This window comes from Streptomyces griseomycini (assembly GCF_014203535.1).
Lineage (GTDB): Bacteria > Actinomycetota > Actinomycetes > Streptomycetales > Streptomycetaceae > Streptomyces > Streptomyces griseomycini.
Genome location: NZ_JACHJI010000004.1, coordinates 123,481 through 142,381, shown reverse-complemented (window position 1 = coordinate 142,381; position 18,901 = coordinate 123,481). Strand labels below are relative to the sequence as shown.

General features: G+C 72.3%; 20 protein-coding genes. 6 read left to right on the top strand and 14 right to left on the bottom strand.

Annotated elements, in window-relative coordinates:
• Positions 1–135 precede the first annotated feature (135 nt).
• Together FHS37_RS12555 and FHS37_RS12550 are read left to right on the top strand one after the other, a co-directional pair.
• Positions 136–807: a potassium channel family protein gene (locus tag FHS37_RS12555; RefSeq protein WP_184820284.1), complete on the top strand. Its 672-nt coding sequence runs from the start codon at positions 136–138 to the stop codon at positions 805–807.
• The gene (locus tag FHS37_RS12550; RefSeq protein ID WP_159536200.1) at positions 807–1,484 is read left to right on the top strand and encodes a potassium channel family protein; all 678 of its coding nucleotides are present in this window, start codon (positions 807–809) and stop codon (positions 1,482–1,484) included. The genes FHS37_RS12555 and FHS37_RS12550 overlap by 1 nt, the downstream gene beginning before the upstream one ends.
• An 85-nt stretch (positions 1,485–1,569) precedes the next feature.
• Here FHS37_RS12550 and FHS37_RS12545 read toward each other — a convergent pair whose 3' ends face one another.
• The 8 genes from FHS37_RS12545 to FHS37_RS12510 all read right to left on the bottom strand — a co-directional run bounded on the left by FHS37_RS12545 (position 1,570) and on the right by FHS37_RS12510 (position 9,236).
• Positions 1,570–2,352 (bottom strand): DUF3159 domain-containing protein, encoded by a 783-nt coding sequence (locus tag FHS37_RS12545; RefSeq protein ID WP_184820282.1) that lies wholly within the window; start codon positions 2,350–2,352, stop codon positions 1,570–1,572.
• Between the two features lie 3 nt (positions 2,353–2,355).
• On the bottom strand, positions 2,356–2,754 hold the full coding sequence (locus FHS37_RS12540; protein WP_184820280.1) for an OB-fold nucleic acid binding domain-containing protein: 399 nt from the start codon (positions 2,752–2,754) through the stop codon (positions 2,356–2,358).
• 109 nt (positions 2,755–2,863) lie between these two features.
• Positions 2,864–3,544: a response regulator gene (locus FHS37_RS12535; RefSeq protein WP_184820279.1), complete on the bottom strand. Its 681-nt coding sequence runs from the start codon at positions 3,542–3,544 to the stop codon at positions 2,864–2,866.
• Entirely contained in the window at positions 3,541–6,087 is a 2,547-nt protein-coding gene (locus tag FHS37_RS12530; RefSeq protein ID WP_184820277.1) for a DUF4118 domain-containing protein, read from the bottom strand. Before FHS37_RS12530 ends, FHS37_RS12535 begins: the two co-directional genes overlap by 4 nt.
• A 139-nt stretch (positions 6,088–6,226) precedes the next feature.
• A complete protein-coding gene (locus FHS37_RS12525; protein ID WP_184820275.1) occupies positions 6,227–6,919 on the bottom strand; it encodes an ABC transporter ATP-binding protein in 693 nt (230 codons plus the stop codon).
• Positions 6,920–7,340: 421 nt separating this feature from the next.
• Positions 7,341–8,093, bottom strand: a complete 753-nt coding sequence (locus tag FHS37_RS12520; protein ID WP_184820273.1) for a DUF3710 domain-containing protein — start codon at positions 8,091–8,093, stop codon at positions 7,341–7,343.
• Between the two features lies 1 nt (position 8,094).
• Positions 8,095–8,655, bottom strand: coding sequence for a dUTP diphosphatase (gene dut, locus FHS37_RS12515; RefSeq protein ID WP_184820271.1), 561 nt, complete (start codon positions 8,653–8,655; stop codon positions 8,095–8,097).
• Entirely contained in the window at positions 8,652–9,236 is a 585-nt protein-coding gene (locus FHS37_RS12510; RefSeq protein WP_184820269.1) for a PaaI family thioesterase, read from the bottom strand. The genes dut and FHS37_RS12510 overlap by 4 nt, the downstream gene beginning before the upstream one ends.
• Positions 9,237–9,294: 58 nt before the next feature.
• Between FHS37_RS12510 and FHS37_RS12505 the strand changes: the two genes are divergently transcribed.
• Entirely contained in the window at positions 9,295–9,756 is a 462-nt protein-coding gene (locus FHS37_RS12505; protein ID WP_184820267.1) for a DUF3093 domain-containing protein, read from the top strand.
• 81 nt (positions 9,757–9,837) lie between these two features.
• Here FHS37_RS12505 and FHS37_RS12500 read toward each other — a convergent pair whose 3' ends face one another.
• From FHS37_RS12500 to FHS37_RS12485, 4 genes are all read right to left on the bottom strand, one after another.
• Positions 9,838–10,806 carry a hypothetical protein gene (locus tag FHS37_RS12500; RefSeq protein WP_184820265.1) on the bottom strand — a complete coding sequence of 323 codons (969 nt, stop codon included), beginning with the start codon at positions 10,804–10,806 and terminating at the stop codon, positions 9,838–9,840.
• Positions 10,807–10,819: 13 nt separating this feature from the next.
• Positions 10,820–11,116, bottom strand: a complete 297-nt coding sequence (locus FHS37_RS12495; RefSeq protein WP_003993510.1) for a DUF4193 domain-containing protein — start codon at positions 11,114–11,116, stop codon at positions 10,820–10,822.
• A 393-nt stretch (positions 11,117–11,509) separates the two neighbouring features.
• Complete coding sequence (locus FHS37_RS12490) at positions 11,510–12,754, bottom strand: sensor histidine kinase (RefSeq protein WP_184820263.1); 1,245 nt, start codon at positions 12,752–12,754, stop codon at positions 11,510–11,512.
• 6 nt (positions 12,755–12,760) lie between these two features.
• On the bottom strand, positions 12,761–13,414 hold the full coding sequence (locus FHS37_RS12485) for a response regulator transcription factor (protein WP_184820261.1): 654 nt from the start codon (positions 13,412–13,414) through the stop codon (positions 12,761–12,763).
• Positions 13,415–13,886: 472 nt separating this feature from the next.
• On the opposite strand from FHS37_RS12485, the gene FHS37_RS12480 reads away from it, so the two are divergent.
• A complete protein-coding gene (locus FHS37_RS12480; protein ID WP_184820259.1) occupies positions 13,887–14,060 on the top strand; it encodes a hypothetical protein in 174 nt (57 codons plus the stop codon).
• 94 nt (positions 14,061–14,154) lie between these two features.
• Here the strand turns inward: FHS37_RS12480 and FHS37_RS12475 are convergent, their stop codons facing one another.
• Both FHS37_RS12475 and FHS37_RS12470 read right to left on the bottom strand, forming a co-directional pair.
• Positions 14,155–14,970, bottom strand: a complete 816-nt coding sequence (locus tag FHS37_RS12475) for an inositol monophosphatase family protein (protein WP_184820257.1) — start codon at positions 14,968–14,970, stop codon at positions 14,155–14,157.
• Between the two features lie 8 nt (positions 14,971–14,978).
• Positions 14,979–16,106 carry a ferrochelatase gene (locus FHS37_RS12470; protein ID WP_184820255.1) on the bottom strand — a complete coding sequence of 376 codons (1,128 nt, stop codon included), beginning with the start codon at positions 16,104–16,106 and terminating at the stop codon, positions 14,979–14,981.
• Between the two features lie 147 nt (positions 16,107–16,253).
• Between FHS37_RS12470 and FHS37_RS12465 the strand changes: the two genes are divergently transcribed.
• Positions 16,254–17,495, top strand: a complete 1,242-nt coding sequence (locus FHS37_RS12465; protein WP_184820253.1) for an MFS transporter — start codon at positions 16,254–16,256, stop codon at positions 17,493–17,495.
• Positions 17,455–18,774, top strand: coding sequence for a D-arabinono-1,4-lactone oxidase (locus FHS37_RS12460; RefSeq protein WP_184820251.1), 1,320 nt, complete (start codon positions 17,455–17,457; stop codon positions 18,772–18,774). Before FHS37_RS12465 ends, FHS37_RS12460 begins: the two co-directional genes overlap by 41 nt.
• Positions 18,775–18,901 lie beyond the last annotated feature (127 nt).

The window sequence follows — 18,901 nt, the reverse complement described above, 5'->3', positions numbered from 1 at the left end:
ACCGCGTTCCCCCGGCATGATGTTGCCCGGCGGCCCGCACTCAGGCCGCGACGTGTTGCCTGGCGAGCCGAAAGAGAGACATGAGCACGAGAGTCGTGAAGGTCGAAGGGCCTGCAGGAAGCGCGGTGTGACGCGATGCATATTGTCATCATGGGCTGCGGAAGGGTGGGTTCCGCCCTGGCCCAGACCCTGGAGGAGCAGGGTCACACGGTCGCCGTGATCGACCAGGACCCCACCGCCTTCCGCCGGCTGGGCTCCTCGTTCGGCGGGCGCCGGGTCACCGGGGTCGGTTTCGACCAGGACACCCTGCGCGAGGCGGGCATCGAGGAGGCGGGCGCCTTCGCCGCCGTCTCCAGCGGCGACAACTCCAACATCATCGCCGCGCGGGTGGCCCGCGAGATGTTCGGCATCGAGAACGTCGCCGCCCGCATCTACGACCCCCGTCGCGCGGAGGTCTACCAGCGCCTCGGCATCCCCACCGTGGCGACGGTCCGCTGGACGGCCGACCAGATGCTGCGCCGGCTGCTCCCCTCGGGCGCCGAGCCGCTGTGGCGCGACCCCACCGGCGGGGTGCAGCTCGCCGAGGTGCACACCTCCCCGGCCTGGGTGGGTCACCGGATCAGCAGGCTGCAGGACGAGACCGGCGTCCGCGTCGCGTTCCTGACCCGGCTCGGCGAGGCGATCCTGCCCAGTTCGCAGACGGTGCTGCAGGAGGGCGACCTGGTGCACGTGATGATGCGCACCGACGAGATCGACCGGGTCGAGGCGGCGTTCGCCAAGGGCCCCGAACAGGAGGGCGGTCACTGATGAGGGTCGCCATTGCCGGAGCCGGCGCGGTCGGCCGCTCGATCGCGGGCGAGCTGCTGGAGAACGGCCACGAGATCCTGCTCATCGACAAGGCGCCGACCGCCATCTCGGTCGAGCGCGTCCCGCAGGCCGAGTGGCTGCTCGCCGACGCCTGCGAGATCACGTCCCTGGACGAGGCGGCGCTCCAGCGCTGCAACGTCGTCATCGCGGCGACCGGCGACGACAAGGTGAACCTCGTCGTCTCGCTGCTCGCCAAGACCGAGTACGGGGTTCCGCGGGTCGTCGCCCGGGTGAACAACCCGAAGAACGAGTGGCTGTTCAACGAGGCCTGGGGGGTGGACGTCGCCGTCTCCACCCCGCGCCTGATGTCGGCCCTGGTGGAGGAGGCGGTCAGCGTCGGCGACCTGGTGCGGCTGCTGCGCTTCAGCCACGGCGACGCCAACCTCGTCGAGCTGACCCTGCCCGAGGAGTCGGCGCTGGCCGGCACCCGGGTCGGCGACGTCCAGTGGCCGCAGGACACCTCGCTGGTCACCATCATCCGCGGCACGCGCGTGCTGGCCCCGACCCGGGAGGACTCCCTGGAGGCGGGCGACGAGCTGCTCTTCGTGGCCGCCCAGGCCCGCGAGGAACAGCTGGAGGACCTGCTCTCGGTGCGCCGGGACGAGACGGCGCGCTGAGCACCGCCGACGACGGCGAGGGCGCCCGGAGATCTCCGGGCGCCCTCGCTCGCGTACGGGCCGGAGCGGGCTCGTCCGCCGGGGGCTACGGCTGCCTGCGGTGCCGTCCGGCCGGCGCCGCCCCGCCGTCCTCCTGCGCGGACGCGGCCCTGCGCTCCTCCTCCGCGCGCTCCCGCTCCTCCATCTCCGCGAACACGTCGATCGGCGGGGGCGCCTTCGCCAGGAACACCCACGTCAGGTACACGGCGAGCAGGAAGGGCGGGATCTTCAGCGTGACCAGCACCCAGCCCAGCTGGGTCGTGTCCGCCCACCAGTACAGCGGGAACAGGATCGCGCTCTTGCCGAGCAGGATCAGCCCCCAGGCCCAGCTGGCCTTGGTGTAGGCCTTCTTGCGGCCGGGGTTGCGGGTGCGCCAGGAGAGGTTCTCCTTGAAGACGGGCCCCAGCATCAGACCGATCAGCGGGACACCGGCCATCGCGGTGACGATGTACGCCAGGGCCAGGCCCAGCGTGTAGAGCATGCCCGGCAGGTAGAAGTCCTTGGCGTTGCCGGTCATCATCGCGAAGACCACGCCGAAGGCGACGCCGAAGACACCGCTGAAGGCGTGCTTGACGGTGTCCTTCCTCACCAGCCGGACCACGACCATCACCAGCGCCACGGCGAGCGCCGCGATCGCCGACATGTGCAGGTCCTTGTTGACCGTGTAGATGCTGACGAAGAGGAGCCCGGGCAGCACCGTCTCGACCATGCCCCGCACCCCGCCGAACGCCTCGAACAGCGCGGCTTCGGTCACCGCCCGGGCGTCGTCCGGGGAGGTGTCGTCGGTGGTCGGCTTGTCGTCGGTTGTCGGCTTGTCGAGCGACGTCACCGGCTACTCCCGTCCGAGGGGTCTCAGTTCGTATTTCGGATTGAACAGCACCCGGCGGCCCCGGCTCATCGAGATCCGGCCCGATGCGATCAGCTTGCGCCCCGGCTCGATCCCCACGATGGAGCGTCTGCCGAGCCACACCACGTCCAGCGCGGCGGAGCCGTCGAACAACTCGGCCTCCAGGGCCGGCACCCCCGCGCGCGGCCGCAGCGTGACCGTGCGCAAGGTACCAGTAACCGTCACCACCTGCCGGTCCTGGCAGTCGCCTATCCGCGTACAGCCGGTGGTCTCGGCGTCCTCACGCAGTTCCTCGGACTCCAGGTCCTCCTGCGACGAGGAGAGCCGGTCGAGCATGCGCCGGAACCGGCCCGCCGGCTTCTCGGAACGAGGAACAGCACTCATATCTGAAGCGTACCGGGGGGCACCGACGGTGACGTAGCCCCGGGCGGCCGGACCCGGCCGCCCGCCGTCCAACCGCTGCCGGGCTTCCGGCCCGGCACCGTCCTGACCTTCACTTCTCGAAGCGGTAGCCCATCCCCGGCTCGGTGATGAAGTGCTTCGGATGTGACGGATCGGCCTCCAGCTTCCGGCGCAGCTGCGCCATGTACACGCGCAGGTAGTTCGTCTCCGTCCCGTACGACGGCCCCCACACCTCCCGCAGCAACTGCTTCTGCGCCACCAGACGGCCGCCGCCCCGCACCAGCACCTCCAGCAGGTGCCACTCCGTGGGGGTCAGCCGTACGTCCTTGCCGTCGCGGTTGACCTTCTTCGCGGCCAGGTCGACGGTGAACGTGGCGGTCTCCACCACCGTGTCGCCCCCGTCGCCGACGGGCTCGGCGCGGCGCACGGCGGCCCTCAGCCGGGCCAGCAGCTCGTCCATGCCGAAGGGCTTGGTGACGTAGTCGTCGGCCCCCGCGTCCAGTGCCTGGACCTTCTCCTCGGAGGCGTGCCGCGCGGACAGCACCAGGATCGGGACCCGGGTCCAGCCGCGCAGCCCCCGGATCACCTCGACGCCGTCCATGTCGGGCAGGCCCAGGTCGAGGACGACCACGTCGGGGTGGCGGGCGGCGGCCGTACGGAGGGCGCCGGCCCCGTCGTGGGCCGCGTCGACCTCGTAGGAGCGTGCCCTGAGGTTGATCACGAGGGCGCGCACGATCGCCGGCTCGTCGTCGACCACCAGCACACGGGTCATGAGAGCTGCCTTTCCGGTTCTGCGGCGGGTACGGGCTCCGGGCGCTCCGCTGCCGCCGCGCGGAGGGTGAGCGTCATGGTGAGACCGCCACCGGGCGTGTCCTCGGCGTCGAGCGTGCCGCCCATGGCCTCGGCGAAGCCCCGCGCGACGGCCAGTCCGAGGCCGACGCCGGCTCCGCGCGGGGCGTCGCCGTGCCGCTGGAAGGGTTCAAAGATGTGGTCCTTCACCTCGTCGGGGACCCCGGGGCCGCGGTCGACCACCCGCACCTCGACGCGGTCGGCGTGGGCACTGGCGGCGACCAGGACGGGCACGCCGGGCGGGCTGTACTTGGCGGCGTTCTCGATCACGTTGGCCATCGCCCGCTCCAGCAGCCCGGGGTCCGCGGCGACCATGGGCAGGGTCTCGGGGACGTCCAGGACGACGCTGCCCTCGGACACCCCGCCGAGCGCCATCGGCACCACCTCGTCCACGTCGATCTCGCGGATCAGCGGGGTGACCGTGCCGGTCTGCAGCCGTGACATGTCGAGCAGGTTGCCCACCAGGTGGTCCAGCCGGTCGGCGCCCTCCTCGATGCTCGCGAGCAGTTCGGCGGTGTCCTCGGGCGACCAGTCGACGTCCTCGGAGCGCAGGGAGGAGACCGCCGCCTTGATCCCGGCCAGCGGGGTGCGCAGATCGTGGCTGACGGCGGCCAGCAGCGCGGTGCGGATGCGGTTGCCCTCGGCGAGGGCGCGGGCCCGGTCCGCCTCCTCGCGCAGCCGGCGGCGGTCCAGCACGACGGCGGCCTGCGCGGCGAAGGCGGCGAGCACCCGGCCGTCCTCGGCGGGCAGCACCCGGCCGGTCAGCGCGAGCGCCATGTGGTCGCCGACCGGCACGTCCACGTCCGCGTCCTCGGGCCGCTCGACCGGCCGTCCCCGGCCCGCGCGTCCGGCGCAGGTCCACGGCTCGACGTCGTCGGCGCGTTCCAGCAGGGCCGCCGATTCCATGCCGAAGGTCTCGCGCACCCGCTCCAGCAGGTCCTCCAGGCCGGTCTCGCCGCGCAGCACGTTGCCGGCGAGGTAGGACAGGATCTCCGACTCGGCGCGCAGCCGGGCCGCCTGGTGGGTGCGGCGGGCTGCGAGGTCGACGACGGAGGCCACCGCCGCGCCGACGGCGACGAAGACCACGATGGCGACGATGTTCCTGGGGTCCGAGACGGTCCAGGTGTGCAGGGGCGGGGTGTAGAAGTAGTTGAGCAGCAGGGAGCCGGCCACCGCCGAGGCCAGCGCCGGCCACAGTCCGCCGACCAGGGCCGCCGCGACCGTCAGCGCCAGGAACAGCAGCATGTCGTTGGCGAGCCCCGGGTCGACGGCGCTGAGCAGCACGGCCAGCAGCGCCGGGCCGGCCACGCCGACCGCCCAGCCCGTCGCCCTGCGCGACCGCCCCAGCCGGGCGCCCCGGGCCACCGGGAGCCCGCGCCCCTTGGCTATCTCCTCGTGGGTGACGATGTGCACGTCCAGGTCCGGTCCCGAGTCCCGCGCGACGGTCGCGCCGACGCCGGGGCCGAAGACGTACTGCCAGGTCTTGCGGCGCGAGGAGCCCAGCACGATCTGCGTGGCGTTCGCCCCGCGCGCGAAGGCGAGCAGGGCGGCCGGGATGTCGTCGCCGACGACGTGGTGGAAGGTGCCGCCCAGGTCCTCCACCAGGGAGCGCTGCTCGGCGAGTTCCTTCGGCGAGGCGGCGGTGAGTCCGTCGCCGCGGGCGATGTAGACGGCGAGGACCTCGCCGCCGGCGCCCTTCTCCGCCAGCCGCGCGGCCCGCCGGATCAGGGTGCGGCCCTCGGGGCCGCCGGTCAGACCGACCACGATCCGTTCGCGCGAGCCCCATATGGCGGAGACCTCGTGCTCGCTGCGGTAGCGCTGGAGGTGGGCGTCGACCCGGTCGGCCACCCACAGCAGCGCCAGTTCCCTGAGCGCGGTGAGGTTGCCGAGGCGGAAGTAGTTCGACAGGGCCGCGTCGACCTTGTCCGGCTGGTAGATGTTGCCGTGCGCCATGCGGCGGCGCAGCGCCTCGGGCGCCATGTCGACCAGCTCGATCTGGTCCGCCCGCCGCACCACCTCGTCCGGCACGGTCTCCCGCTCCCGTACGCCGGTGATCGACTCCACGACGTCGCCCAGCGATTCGAGGTGCTGGATGTTGACCGTCGAGAGCACGTCGATCCCGGCCGCCAGCAGTTCCTCCACGTCCTGCCAGCGCTTGGCGTTGCGGGACCCGGGGACGTTGGTGTGGGCGAGCTCGTCGACGAGGGCCACCTGGGGGCGGCGGGCGAGGACGGCGTCGAGGTCCATCTCGGGGAGGACGGCCCCGCGGTGTTCCAGTTCCCTGCGCGGGACCTGCTCCAGGCCGTGCAGCAGCGCCTCGGTGCGCGGCCGGTCGTGGTGCTCGACGAAGGCCACCACGCAGTCGGTGCCGCGCTCGACGCGCCGGTGCGCCTCGGACAGCATCGCGTACGTCTTGCCGACGCCCGGTGCCGCACCGAGGTGGATCCGAAGCTTGCCGCGTCCCATGGCCTCATTGTCTTCCGGTCAACTGGCTGGCGCAGTCGACCTTACGGCGGGACGGCACGCCCCGGAGCCACCGGCCGGGGCTCGGGGAGCGTCCTTGACGCGACCCTGACGCCGGTGCGGAGCACGAGGGGGCGACGCCTCAGCGTTCGGCGATCTCGCCGTCGTTCAGCTCCAGGACCCGGTCGGCGAGGTCGAGCAGGGTCGCGTCGTGCGTGGCGACGAGCGCGGTGACCCGCTCGCTGTGGACGACCGCGCGCAGCAGCTCCATCACGGCGTGCCCGGTCTCCGCGTCCAGCTGGCCGGTGGGCTCGTCGGCGATGAGGAGGGAGGGGCTGTTGGCGAGGGCGCGGGCGATGGCGACCCGCTGCTGCTGGCCGCCGGACAGCTCGCCGGGCCGCTGGGCCGCGTGGTCGGCGAGGCCGACCAGGGACAGCAGCAGTTCGACGCGCTCCTCGCGCTCGCGCGGGTCGGCCCGGCGCAACCGCAGCGGGACCCCGACGTTCTCGGCGGCGGTGAGGATCGGGATGAGGCCGAAGGACTGGAAGACGAAGCCGACGTGGTCCCGGCGCAGCGCGAGCAGCCCGTTCTCGTCGAGGCCGGCGAGGTCGAGTCCGTCGATCTCGACCCGTCCCCGGTCGGGTGCGTCGAGGCCGCCGACGATGTTCAGGAGCGTGGTCTTGCCGGAACCCGAGCGTCCCTTGAGGGCGACCAGCTCGCCGCGCGGGACGTCGAAGGAGACCCCGCGCAGCGCGTGCACCGCGGCGGCTCCGGTGCCGTACGACTTGTGCACGTCCGACACCCGGACCATGGTGCCGGTGACCACCTGGCTCATCGCTCCGCCCTCCCCCGCGACCGGACGTCAGTATCCCCACCGGGCGCCCGGTCGATCAACGGTCCTGCCGGGTCGCACCCGGCGGGTACGGCCCGGTCGGAAGTCCGCGGGGGTCCGTCCGGCGGATCACGCCGGGGACGCGGGGCGGCACGACCGGGTTCTTCGAGCGGGGATGCCGCCGGCGACGGCGTCGGTCTCCTCGGGCCCGGTCCGCCGGCGGGACCCGGGGCCTCTCGTTCGGATCACGCCGGGCCCGAGGGCCCTGGCACCATTCCCCCGCGCGCGGCTCCGCTCGCGCGGGAGGGCCCCCACCGCCGCGTCGTCGTCGGTCGGCGGGACTCCGCCCTGCCGCCCTCCTCCGCCTCGCGACGCACGGCACCGGACCCCGCTCCCCGATCCGGCCCGATCCGAACGGAAGACCCTAGCGGACCTCGGTGATCTCCGGCCCGCGCTGCAGCCGGCTCATGCCGCCCGCGAAACGGGAGCCCTCCTCCTGCTGGACGTTCTCCGGGACCATCTGGGCGTCGTTCGGCAGCTTCAGGACGATCGGGTCGCGCGGTGCCATCGGGCCCTCGCCGCGCACCACGACCGTGTCCCGGAAGATCTGCTCCAGCAGCCCGGCGGCCTGCGGCTGCACCGCGCCCTGACCCGAGATCACCCCGCGCAGGAACCAGCGGGGGCCGTCCACACCGACGAACCGCACGACCTGGAAGCCGCCGGTGCCGTCCGGCAGCTGCACCGGCACCTGGGCCCGCAGCTCCCAGCCCAGCGGGCCCTCGACCTCGTCGATGATGCCGCCCTGCTGGGTGATGCCGGCCGCGATCTCCTCGCGCACCTCGCCCCAGATGCCCTCACGCTTGGGGGCGGCGAAGGCCTGCAGCTGGATGGCGCTGTCGCGCAGCACGACGGTGGCCGCGACGATCGCGTCGCCCGCGACCTCGACCCGCAGTTCCATGCCGTCGACGCCGGGCACGAACAGACCGCCCAGGTCGACCCGGCCCTCGCCGGGCTCACGGACCTCGGAGCTGTCCCAGGGCCCGTCGGGCCGCGGGGCCGGCTCGAGCCTCAGCCGCTCGCCCTCGCCGTCCGCCTCAGCGTCGACACCGTCGACGACCTGCTCGGCCTCGCCGGCCGCACCCTCGGCGGCATCCTTCTTCTTGCGACGTCCGAACACGTCACTGTCCTTCCCGGTCGGATACGACCGAAGCGTATCGATTCCCACCCGCTGTGCCGCCGACGGCGGCCTGACCGCTTGTGCCGTTCTCGCCCTCCACCGAGGCGTGCCCGCCGGTGGACCCGAAGCCCCCCTCGGCCCGCGCCGAGCCGGGAAGCTCCGCCACCGGCACGAAGCGGACCCTCTCGACCTGCTGGACGACCAGTTGGGCAATCCGGTCGAAGCGCTCGAACCGCACGGTCTCGCGCGGATCGAGATTCACCACGATCACCTTGATCTCCCCACGGTACCCGGCATCAACCGTCCCCGGGGCATTCACCAGGGCGACGCCACAGCGGGCGGCGAGACCGGATCGCGGGTGCACGAAGGCCGCGTACCCCTCGGGCAGGGCCACAGACACCCCGGTGGGCAGCACGGCCCGTTCACCGGGGGCCAGTTCGCACGCCTCGGTGGTGCGCAGGTCGGCTCCCGCGTCACCCGGGTGCTCGTACGCCGGGAGCGGTACGTCCGGGTCGACGCGCCGGAGCAGCACCTCGAGTGCGCCGCGGCGGGGCCCGCTCACGGGTTCACCTCGAAGGCGCGGGCGCGCCGGACCTGGTCGGGGTCGCTCATCGCGGCCTGGATCTCCTCCTCGCGGCCGTGGTCGATGAAGTGGTCGACCTTGACCTCGATGAACAGCGCGTCGGCGCGGACCGCGACGGGCCCGTCCGGGCCGCCGATGCGTCCGGTGGCGCTGCAGTAGATCTTCCGTCCGGCCACCGCCGTGACCTCCGCCTCCAGGTACAGCGTCGTGCCGACCGGCACGGGGAGGACGAAGTCGGTCTCCAGCCTGCCGGTCACCGCGATGACGCGCAGCAGCCAGTTCAGCGAGCCGAGCGTCTCGTCCAGGGCGGTGGCGAGCACACCGCCGTGCGCGAGGCCGGGGGCGCCCTGGTGGGCGGTCTGCACGGTGAACTCGGCGGTGATCGACACCCCTTCGCCCGCGCGGGCCTTGAGGTGCAGCCCGTGGGCCTGCTCGTCACCGCAGCCGAAACACTGGCCGTAGTGGGCACCGAGGAGTTCACCGGGTGCGGGGGCGTCCGGATGGCGCACCGGTTTCACGGCGTCGGCCGGGGGCTGGAGAGCTGCGGAAGTACCACTCACAGCCGCAGACCTTACCCGCGCACCAGCCCTCCTCCGCCACCGTGCCAAGCTTGGATCCATGCAGCTCTCCGCCACCCCGTACGAAGAACGCCTGACCGCCCCCCGCTCCTGGTGGCTGATCTCCCTCCTGGCGGGGATCTCGATGGCGCTGATCCTGCTGCCGTTCGGCACGCTGCCGATGCTCGGCGGTCTGGCCGGCGGCACCGCCGTCGCGGCGGTGGTGGCCAGTTCCTACGGCTCGGTGCGCATCCGGGTCGTGGGCGGCAGCCTGATCGCGGGCGAGGCGAAGATCCCGGTGACGGCGCTGGGCGAGGCGGAGGTCCTGGACGCCGAGGAGGCCCGCGCCTGGCGCACCTACAAGGCCGACCCACGCTGTTTCATGCTGCTGCGCGCCTACATCCCCGGAGCGCTGCGCGTGGAGATCACGGACCCGGAGGACCCGACTCCCTACGTCTTCCTGTCGACCCGTGAGCCGGAGCGGCTGGCCGAGGCGCTGCGGGCGGCGCAGGCCGCCGCGTAGTCGCGTCGGGAGAACCCGCGGGGGAACGCGCGGGGAGAACACGCGGGGGAACGCGCGGGCGGGACCTCACCCGCGGGCGCTTCACGGCTCCCCGCGCTCGTCGCCCTTCCCCGGCCTCCCGGTGCGGCCGCCGAGCTCCTTGAGGGCGTCCTCGGGGAGGCGGTCCAGCTCCAGGGCGTCCGCGGGACGCTCCAGGTCGGGGAGCGCGGACAGCTCGTCCCAGGACACCTGGATCCTGCGCAGGTCCGTGCGGATGCGGTCGGCGAGCTTTCTGGTGTCCCGGCGGTTCATGGCCGCGCCGACGGCCGCTCCCACCAGGAACGGCATCAGGTTCGGCAGGTTGCGGACCGTGCGCTTCATGATCCGCTGGCGCAGTTCGCGCTTCATGCGGGTGTTGAGCGCCGCACTCACGGTCGAGGGTTTCGTCGCCTCGATCCCGCGCTCCTCCGACCAGGAGTTCAGGTACACGGTGCTGCGCTGGGCGAGGTTGCCCGGCGGTCGTACGCCGTAGACCTCGTGGAGTTCGGCGATCAGCTTGAGTTCGATCGCCGCGACGCCGGTGACCTCGGCGGCCAGCTCCGCCGGCATCGCGGGCGGCACGGGAAGCGCCGCCGCCGCGCCGACTCCGGCCCCGACGGTCGCCGTGGCCCTCGCGGCTCCCGCCACGAGCTTGTCGGCGAGCTCCTCCGGACCGAGCCCGGGGAACTGCCTGCGCAGCGTCCGGAGGTCCCGTACGGGCACGCGTGGGGCGATCTCGATGATCCGGTCCGCGAGATGCGCCAGTCCCGCCCGCGCGTGGACGCCGCCCCTGCGGGCGCCTTCCCTGGCCTTCTCCCGGAACGCCGCGATCCGCCGGCGGGCCACGGGGGCGGTGACCTCCACGGACACCGGGAGGTCACCCCGGTCGGCTGCCGGTTCGAGCGAGGCCGTCCCGGTGTCGGTCGGGCCTCGCTCGTCGTCACGCGCGTCGTGCTGCGGGCCGTCCTGCGACCCTGTGTCCGCTCCCCTCGCGAGGAAGCGGCGCTTCCGGGGAGGGGTCGAGCCAGTCACGGCCGACCCGTCCTCAGTCGCAGTCGCGGCAGATCGGCTGGCCGTTCTTCTCGCGGGCCAGCTGGCTGCGGTGATGCACCAGGAAGCAGCTCATGCAGGTGAACTCGTCCTGCTGCTTGGGCAGGACCCGGACGGCCAGCTCCTCGTTCGAGAGGTCCGCTCCGGGCAGTTCGAGGCCCTCGGCGGCCTCGAACTCGTCGACGTCCACGGCAGATGCCGACTTGTCGTTCCGGCGTGCCTTCAGTTCTTCGAGGCTGTCCGAGTCGACGTCGTCGTCGGTCTTGCGTGGAGTGTCGTAGTCGGTTGCCATGTCGCTCTCCCCCTCTGGGTGTCTGCGGTGTCTCCAGCGCACGTAACGCGTGAGAGGCCGGACTTGTGCCCGACCCGAGGCGGAGATTTTGCCTCACATCAAGGTCTGTTACTCAATCGACACCCAACCGGACTCCTCACGAGTGATCGGCTTGGATGGCGAAGGGGACCGTACACGGTCCGAATGCCGCACTTCAAAGGCGTCTCACCGTGTACTTCCCGTGATCAGGGCCCCTGAAAACCGGGATTTTCCCGGCCTTCCGACGGGTCGCATGATCACGGAGAGTGGATGGCCGGAAAATCGCCCATGTGATCGATCACACACGGGAACGCCCGGAGAGTGCTCCGAAAATTCCGCGCAAAGCGAACATCCCCGTGTGTCGGCGGCATGATTTCAGACGGGCAGGGTGAACCGCATCACGAGCCCGCCCCCCTCCCGCGGCTGGGCCGAGATGTGCCCGCCGTGCGCCCGGGCCACCGACCGGACGATGGACAGCCCGAGTCCCACGCCCTTGTCGCTGCCCGTGCGCTCGGTGCGCAGCCGCCGGAACGGCTCGAAGAGGTTGTCGATCTCGTACGCCGGCACCACCGGGCCCGTGTTGGCCACCACCAGGACCGCCTGGCCGTGCTGGACCCGGGTGGTGACCTCGACCCAGCCGTTCTCGGGCACGTTGTAGCGCACGGCGTTCTGCACCAGGTTCAGGGCGATCCGCTCCAGCAGCACGCCGTTGCCCTGGACGACCGCGGGCTCGCGGGTGCCGCGGATCTCCACGCCCTTGGCCTCCGCCTCGGCGTGTGCCTGGTCGACCGCCTGGGAGGCCACCTCGGCGAGGTCCACGGCCTTGCGCTCGACGATCTGGTTGTCGCTGCGGGCGAGCAGCAGCAGTCCCTCGACGAGCTGTTCGCTGCGCTCGTTGGTGGCCAGCAGGGTCTTGCCCAGCTGTTGCAGCTCCACCGGGGCGTTCGGGTCGGAGAGGTGCACCTCGAGGAGCGTGCGGTTGATCGCCAGCGGGGTGCGCAGCTCGTGCGAGGCGTTGCCGACGAAGCGCTGCTGGGCGGTGAACGCCCGCTGGAGCCGCTCCAGCATGTCGTCGAAGGTGTCGGCCAGCTCCTTCAGCTCGTCGTCCGGGCCGTCCAGCTCGATCCGGCGGGACAGGTCCGAGCCCGCCACCGCGCGGGCGGTGCGGGTGATCCGGCCCAGCGGCGAGAGCACGCGGCCGGCCATGGCGTAGCCGAAGGCGAAGGCGATGACCGCGAGACCGAGCAGGGCCAGCAGCGAGCGGCTGAGCAGGTTGTCCAGGGCGATCCGGCGCTGGAGGTCGACACAGTCGCTGATCGCGGCGTTGAACTCGGGGAGCGTCAGGCTGCTGGAGTCGACCGCGGGGCAGTTCTCGCTGGCGACCTTGATGTTCGAGCCGTCGACGATCTTGAAGAGCGGCTCGTTGCCGGTGTCGAGCGCCTGGGCGGCCAGCAGGTAGATGATCGACAGCAGCAGGATGCCGGCGATCAGGAACATGCCGCCGTACAGCAGCGTGAGCCTTATCCGGATGGTCGGGCGCAGCCACGGGAACGGAGCGGGCGTCGGAGGGTCCCAGGTGGGCTTGGGGGGCGTCTGCGGGGGTGCGGGTGTCGCTGCCACGGGTGATCAGATCCGGTAACCGGAGCCGGGCACCGTGACGATCACCGGCGGCTCGCCCAGCTTGCGGCGCAGGGTCATCACGGTCACCCGCACCACGTTGGTGAACGGGTCGGTGTTCTCGTCCCAGGCCTTCTCCAGCAGCTGCTCCGCGGAGACGACCGCGCCCTCGCTGCGCATGAGCACCTCCAGGACGGCGAACTCCTTGGGCGCGAGCTGGACCTCCCTGCCGTCGCGGAAGACCTCGCGGCGGTTGGGGTCGAGCTTGATCCCGGCACGCTCCAGGACCGGCGGCAGCGGCACGCTCGTACGCCGTCCGAGGGCGCGCACACGGGCGATGAGCTCGCTGAACGCGAAGGGCTTGGGCAGATAGTCGTCGGCGCCGATCTCCAGGCCCTCGACCCGGTCGCTGACGTCACCGGACGCCGTCAGCATCAGCACGCGCGTGGGCATGCCGAGCTCGACGATCCTGCGGCAGACGTCGTCACCGTGCACGAGCGGGAGGTCGCGGTCGAGGACGACCACGTCGTAGTCGTTGACGCCGATGCGCTCCATGGCGGCCGCACCGTCGTACACGACGTCGACGGCCATGGCCTCCCGGCGCAGTCCGGTGGCCACCGCATCGGCGAGCAGTTGCTCGTCCTCGACGACGAGTACGCGCACGTCGCTTGTCCTTCCTCATGTCCTGCCGGACGGCGCCGGTGGGCGCACGCGGGCAGGGGTACTGATGGGTGTGTTGACCTCCATCCTGCCTTTTTCGGCCGTAAGTCGGCTGTAAGGCGGGTGGCGGGCGGCGGCAGGACGGGTGGGCGGACGGCGCGGACACGGTGGCGGGCGGGTGCGGGACCGGGGAACGTCCGGGGGAACGGAACGGGAATACGAGATTTTCCGGTGCGGTTAGGTTTCCGCGGAAGGCAGCTTGGGGAGGACGGGTCTTACATCCCGCGATCACGCTCTGCATGTACCGCACCACCATGCGGTGCGCATCAAACCGCTTCCGCAGAGCGGGCGTGGGTGTCCGGCACCGTCGCCTCCAGCCGTGCGGCACCGGGCATCCGCTTCAGACGTGATCGTCCCTTCCGAACGGCACACCCCCGTGCCACCGATCCACCGACCCAGGACGAGGGGGCGCAGCATGGACGCATTCACCGCAGGACTTCTGCAGCGCATAAGGGCGACCGAGTCCGATCTGTCGCGGGCTCGTGACGAGGGCGACGACTTCCTCGTCGAGGTGGAGCAGGGCGAACTCGACGACCTGCACCGTCTCGCCGCCGAGCACGGCGTGGAGGTCGGCGCGTCCGGCGTCTGATCAGCCCGTACGGAGCGGGCCCCGGCGAATCCAGCGCCGGGGCCCGTCGTTCTTCCGTTCTCCGCCCGTCCCCCCACGGGGCGTCGGAGCCCTGTCAGTCGTGCCAGGCGCCGAAGTCCTCCAGGAGCCGCTGGAGGGGCTCGAAGACGCCCGGGGTGGCCGCGACCGTGAGGTCCCACGACGGGCGCTCCCCGGGGCGTCCGCCGGTCAGCGCGCCCGCCTCGCGGGCGATCAGGTCACCGGCGGCGAGGTCCCAGGGGTGCAGTCCCCGCTCGTAGTAGCCGTCGAGGCGGCCCGCGGCGACGTCGCACAGGTCCACCGCGGCCGAGCCGCCGCGCCGGATGTCCCGCAGGAGGGGGATCAGCCGCTGCGCGACGCCGGCCTGGTGGGCGCGGACCTCGGCGACGTAGTTGAATCCGGTCGAGACCAGGGCCTGGTCCAGGGGCGGTGCCGGGCGGCAGGTGAGCCTGCGCTCGCCGTCCCACGCGCCCGTGGCCCAGGCGCCGCCGCCGCGCACCGCGTGGTACGCCTCCCCCCGCATCGGGGCGACGACGGCTCCGGCCACCGTCTCGCCGTCCTGCTCGGCGGCGATGGAGACGGCCCAGGTGGGCAGGCCGTACAGGTAGTTGACCGTGCCGTCGAGCGGGTCGATCACCCAGCGGATGCCGCTGGTGCCCTCGGTGGAGGCACCCTCCTCGCCGAGGAAGCCGTCCTGGGGGCGGCGCTCGGTGATCAGCGTGGTGATCAGCTTCTCGGCCGCGATGTCCATCTCGGTGACGACGTCGATCGGGCTGGACTTGGTGGCGGCGACCGCCAGGTCGGCCGGGCGGCCGTCCCGCAGCAGCTCGCCCGCGCGCCGTGCCGCTTCACGGGCGAGCCGGAGCAGTTCCGCGTGCAGGGGGTCGGTCACGGGGCTCCTCATGCGTAGGGGCTGTCGGCGCCCGCGGCGGCGGGGCGCGGGGCACGGGCCGGGCAGCAGCCGACCGGGCACAGGTCGTGGCTCGCGCCGAGGGCACCCAGGGCGCACGGCGTGACGTCCTGCCCGCGCTCGGCGGCGGCGCGCTCGACGACCAGCTCACGGACCGCGGCGGCGAACCGCGGGTCGGCGCCGACGGTCGCCGAGCGGCGCACCGGCAGACCCAGCTCCTCGGCCTTGGCCTTGGCCTCCGTGTCGAGGTCGTAGAGGACCTCCATGTGGTCGGAGACGAAGCCGATGGGGGCCATCACCACGGCCGGGACCCCGGCGGCGTGCCGCTCCTCGAGGTGGTCGCAGATGTCGGGCTCCAGCCAGGGGATGTGCGGGGCGCCCGAACGGGACTGGTAGACGAGCTGCCAGGGGTGGTCGACGCCGGTGCGCTCCCGGACGGCGTCGGCGATCAGCCGGGCCACGTCCAGGTGCTGCCTGACGTAGGCACCGCCGTCGCCGTGCTCCTCGACGGGGCCGGAGGTGTCCGCGGCGGCGTTCGGGATGGAGTGGGTGCAGAAGGCGATGTGCGCGCCGTCGCGGACGTCCTCGGGGAGGTCGGCGAGCGACCGGACGACCCCGTCGATCATGGGCTCCACGAAACCGGGGTGGTTGAAGTAGTGCCGCAGCTTGTCGACCGTCGGCAGCTCCAGGCCCTCCGCCTCCAGGGCCGCGAGCGCGTCGGCGAGGTTCTCGCGGTACTGGCGGCAGCCGGAGTACGAGGCGTAGGCGCTGGTGGCCAGGACGAGGACGCGGCGGCGGCCGTCCCGGACCATCTCGCGCAGGGTGTCGGTGAGGTACGGCGCCCAGTTGCGGTTGCCCCAGTAGACCGGCAGGTCCAGGCCGTGGTCGGCGAAGTCCTTGCGCAGCGCGTCCAGCAGGGCGCGGTTCTGGTCGTTGATGGGGCTGACCCCGCCGAACATGAAGTAGTGCTGCCCGACCTCCTTCAGGCGTTCCTTGGGGATTCCGCGCCCGCGCGTGACGTTCTCCAGGAACGGGACCACGTCGTCCGGACCCTCCGGGCCGCCGAAGGAGAGCAGGAGCAGGGCATCGTAAGGGGTGGCATCGAGCAGGTCTGGCATGTCTCGATCCTGCCACCCGGCACCGACAACCGGGACAGGGCGGGGGTGTCACCGGCCGCGACGTGGCGTTCCCCGGTGCATTAGGGTGACCTGATCAGTAAGCTGTATTGACCATGGTCGCACCTTACTGAGCCTCTCGGAGAGCCCGTGCCCAGCCCTTACCGCGCCCTGTTCGCCGCCCCCGGCAGCAAGGCCTTCTCCGCCGCGGGGTTCCTCGGCCGGATGCCGCTGTCCATGATGGGCATCGGCGTGGTGACCATGATCTCCCAGCTCACGGGGCGCTACGGCCTGGCCGGCGCCCTGTCGGCCACCATCGCACTGGCCGCCGCCGTGGCCGGCCCGCAGGTCTCCCGCCTGGTGGACCAGTACGGGCAGCGGCGGGTGCTGCGCCCGGCGACGCTGGTCTCGCTCACCGCGGCGGCGGGTCTGCTGTTCACCGCGCACTTCGACGGACCGGACTGGCTCCTGTTCGTCTGCTGTGCCGGCATCGGCTGCGTGCCGAGCGTGGGCGCGATGATCCGGGCCCGCTGGGCCGCCCTGTACCGGGGCACCCCGAGCCTGCACACCGCGTACTCCTTCGAGTCCGTGGTGGACGAGATCTGCTTCATCTTCGGGCCGATCATCTCCATCGGGCTGTCCACGGCCTGGTTCCCGGAGGCCGGTCCGCTGCTCGCGGCGTGCTTCCTGGCGGTCGGCGTCTTCTGGCTGACCGCACAGCGCGCCACCGAGCCCGCGCCCCATCCGCGCGAGCGCAAGGACGGCGGCGGCTCCGCGCTGCGCTCCCCGGGCCTGCAGGTCCTGGTCGCGACGTTCGCGGCGACGGGGGCGATCTTCGGCGCCGTCGACGTGGTCACCGTGGCCTTCGCGGAGGAGGAGGGGCACAAGGCCGCCGCCAGTGTGGTGCTCGCCGTGTACGCGCTGGGCTCCTGCGCGGCGGGCGCCGTGTTCGGGCTGCTGCGCTTCGCGGGGGCGGCGGAACGCCGTTGGCTGCTGGGCGTCTGCGCGATGGCCGTGAGTATGATCCCCCTCCTACTGGTCGGGAACCTGCCGTTTCTGGCCGTGGCGCTGTTCGTTGCGGGCCTGTCCATCGCTCCCACGATGATCACGACGATGTCCCTCATCGAAGAGCACGTACCACGCGCACAGCTCACCGAGGGCATGACCTGGGTGAGCACCGGGCTCGCGGTCGGCGTCGCACTCGGCTCCTCCGTGGCCGGCTGGGTGATCGACGCGGCCGGGGCGCGGGCGGGGTACGGGGTTCCGGCCGTGTCCGGGGCCGTCGCGGTCGCGGTCGGTTTCCTCGGGTACCGCCGGCTCAAGCGGCCGGCCCGGGATCGGGGAGGGTCCGTTGGGCAGCACAGCGAGCGCGAAGAACGGCACGTGGCGTAACTGGGGGGGCAACGTCTCCGCCCGTCCCGCGCGGGAGGTCACGCCCGCCTCGGTCGACGAACTGGCCGCCGCCGTGCGCCGGGCGGCCGAGGACGGCCTGCCGGTGAAGCCGGTGGGCACCGGGCACTCCTTCACCTCCATAGCCGCCACCGACGGCGTGTTGGTACGCCCTCACCTGCTGACCGGCATCCGTGACGTCGACCGGGCGGCCGGCACCGTCACGGTCGAGGCCGGCACCCCGCTCAGGAGGCTCAACGTGGCCCTCGCGCGCGAGGGCCTGTCGCTGACCAACATGGGCGACATCATGGAGCAGACGGTCGCCGGGGCCACCGGCACCGGCACCCACGGAACGGGCCGCGACTCCGCCTCCGTCGCCGCCCAGATCAGGGGTCTGGAGCTGGTCACCGCCGACGGTTCGGTGCTCACCTGCTCCGAGCGGGAGAACCCGGAGGTCTTCGCCGCCGCCCGCATCGGCCTCGGCGCCCTCGGCGTCGTCACCGCGATCACCTTCGCGGTGGAGCCGGTCTTCCTGCTCACGGCCCGCGAGGAGCCGATGCCCTTCGACCGGGTCTGCGCCGAGTTCGACCAACTGCACGCCGAGAACGAGCACTTCGAGTTCTACTGGTTCCCGCACACCGGCAACACCAACACCAAGCGCAACAACCGCAGCGCGGGCCCGGAGCGGCCGGTACCGCGGCTCAGGGGATGGTTCGAGGACGAGTTCCTCTCCAACGGCGTCTTCCAGGCGGCCAACTGGGTCGGCCGCGCGGTGCCCGCGACCGTTCCGGCCATCGCGCGGATCTCCAGCAGGGCGCTGTCCGCGCGGACCTACACCGACATCCCCTACAAGGTGTTCACGTCTCCGCGCCGGGTGCGCTTCGTGGAGATGGAGTACGCCGTGCCGCGCGAGGCCCTGGTGGAGACGCTGCGCGAACTGAAGGCGATGGTCGACCGCTCTCCCCTGCGGGTCAGCTTCCCCGTCGAGGTGCGCACCGCCCCGGCCGACGACATCACCCTGTCCACGGCGTCCGGCCGCGACAGCGCGTACATCGCCGTCCACATGTTCAGGGGCACCCCCTATCGGGGGTACTTCACCGCGGCCGAGCGCATCTTCACCGCGCACGAGGGGCGACCCCATTGGGGGAAGATCCACACGCGGGACGCCGACTACCTCTCCCGGGCGTATCCGCGCTTCGCCGAGTTCACGGCGCTCCGGGACCGGCTGGATCCGGAACGCCGGTTCGGGAACGACTACTTGCGGAGGGTCCTGGGGGCGTAGCCCGGGCACGAGGTGTTCGTTCCGTTTCCGGTGGTTGCGTGAAGTTCCCCACGTTCGAGACCGGGGAAGCCGGGTAACTCCGGCCGGGTCGCGTCTTCTCGCCGGAAGTCGGTCGGCGCGCCCATCC

Excerpts from the sequence above, each read along its gene's own strand:
- FHS37_RS12525 (WP_184820275.1), bottom strand. The coding sequence starts at position 6,919 with ATGAGCCAGGTGGTCACCGGCACCATGGTCCGGGTGTCGGACGTGCAC.
- FHS37_RS12480 (WP_184820259.1), top strand. The coding sequence starts at position 13,887 with ATGGACGCATTCACCGCAGGACTTCTGCAGCGCATAAGGGCGACCGAG.
- FHS37_RS12550 (WP_159536200.1), top strand. The coding sequence starts at position 807 with ATGAGGGTCGCCATTGCCGGAGCCGGCGCGGTCGGCCGCTCGATCGCG.
- FHS37_RS12470 (WP_184820255.1), bottom strand. The coding sequence starts at position 16,106 with ATGCCAGACCTGCTCGATGCCACCCCTTACGATGCCCTGCTCCTGCTC.
- FHS37_RS12540 (WP_184820280.1), bottom strand. The coding sequence starts at position 2,754 with ATGAGTGCTGTTCCTCGTTCCGAGAAGCCGGCGGGCCGGTTCCGGCGC.
- FHS37_RS12530 (WP_184820277.1), bottom strand. The coding sequence starts at position 6,087 with ATGGGACGCGGCAAGCTTCGGATCCACCTCGGTGCGGCACCGGGCGTC.
- FHS37_RS12535 (WP_184820279.1), bottom strand. The coding sequence starts at position 3,544 with ATGACCCGTGTGCTGGTGGTCGACGACGAGCCGGCGATCGTGCGCGCC.
- FHS37_RS12555 (WP_184820284.1), top strand. The coding sequence starts at position 136 with ATGCATATTGTCATCATGGGCTGCGGAAGGGTGGGTTCCGCCCTGGCC.
- FHS37_RS12505 (WP_184820267.1), top strand. The coding sequence starts at position 9,295 with ATGCAGCTCTCCGCCACCCCGTACGAAGAACGCCTGACCGCCCCCCGC.
- FHS37_RS12495 (WP_003993510.1), bottom strand. The coding sequence starts at position 11,116 with ATGGCAACCGACTACGACACTCCACGCAAGACCGACGACGACGTCGAC.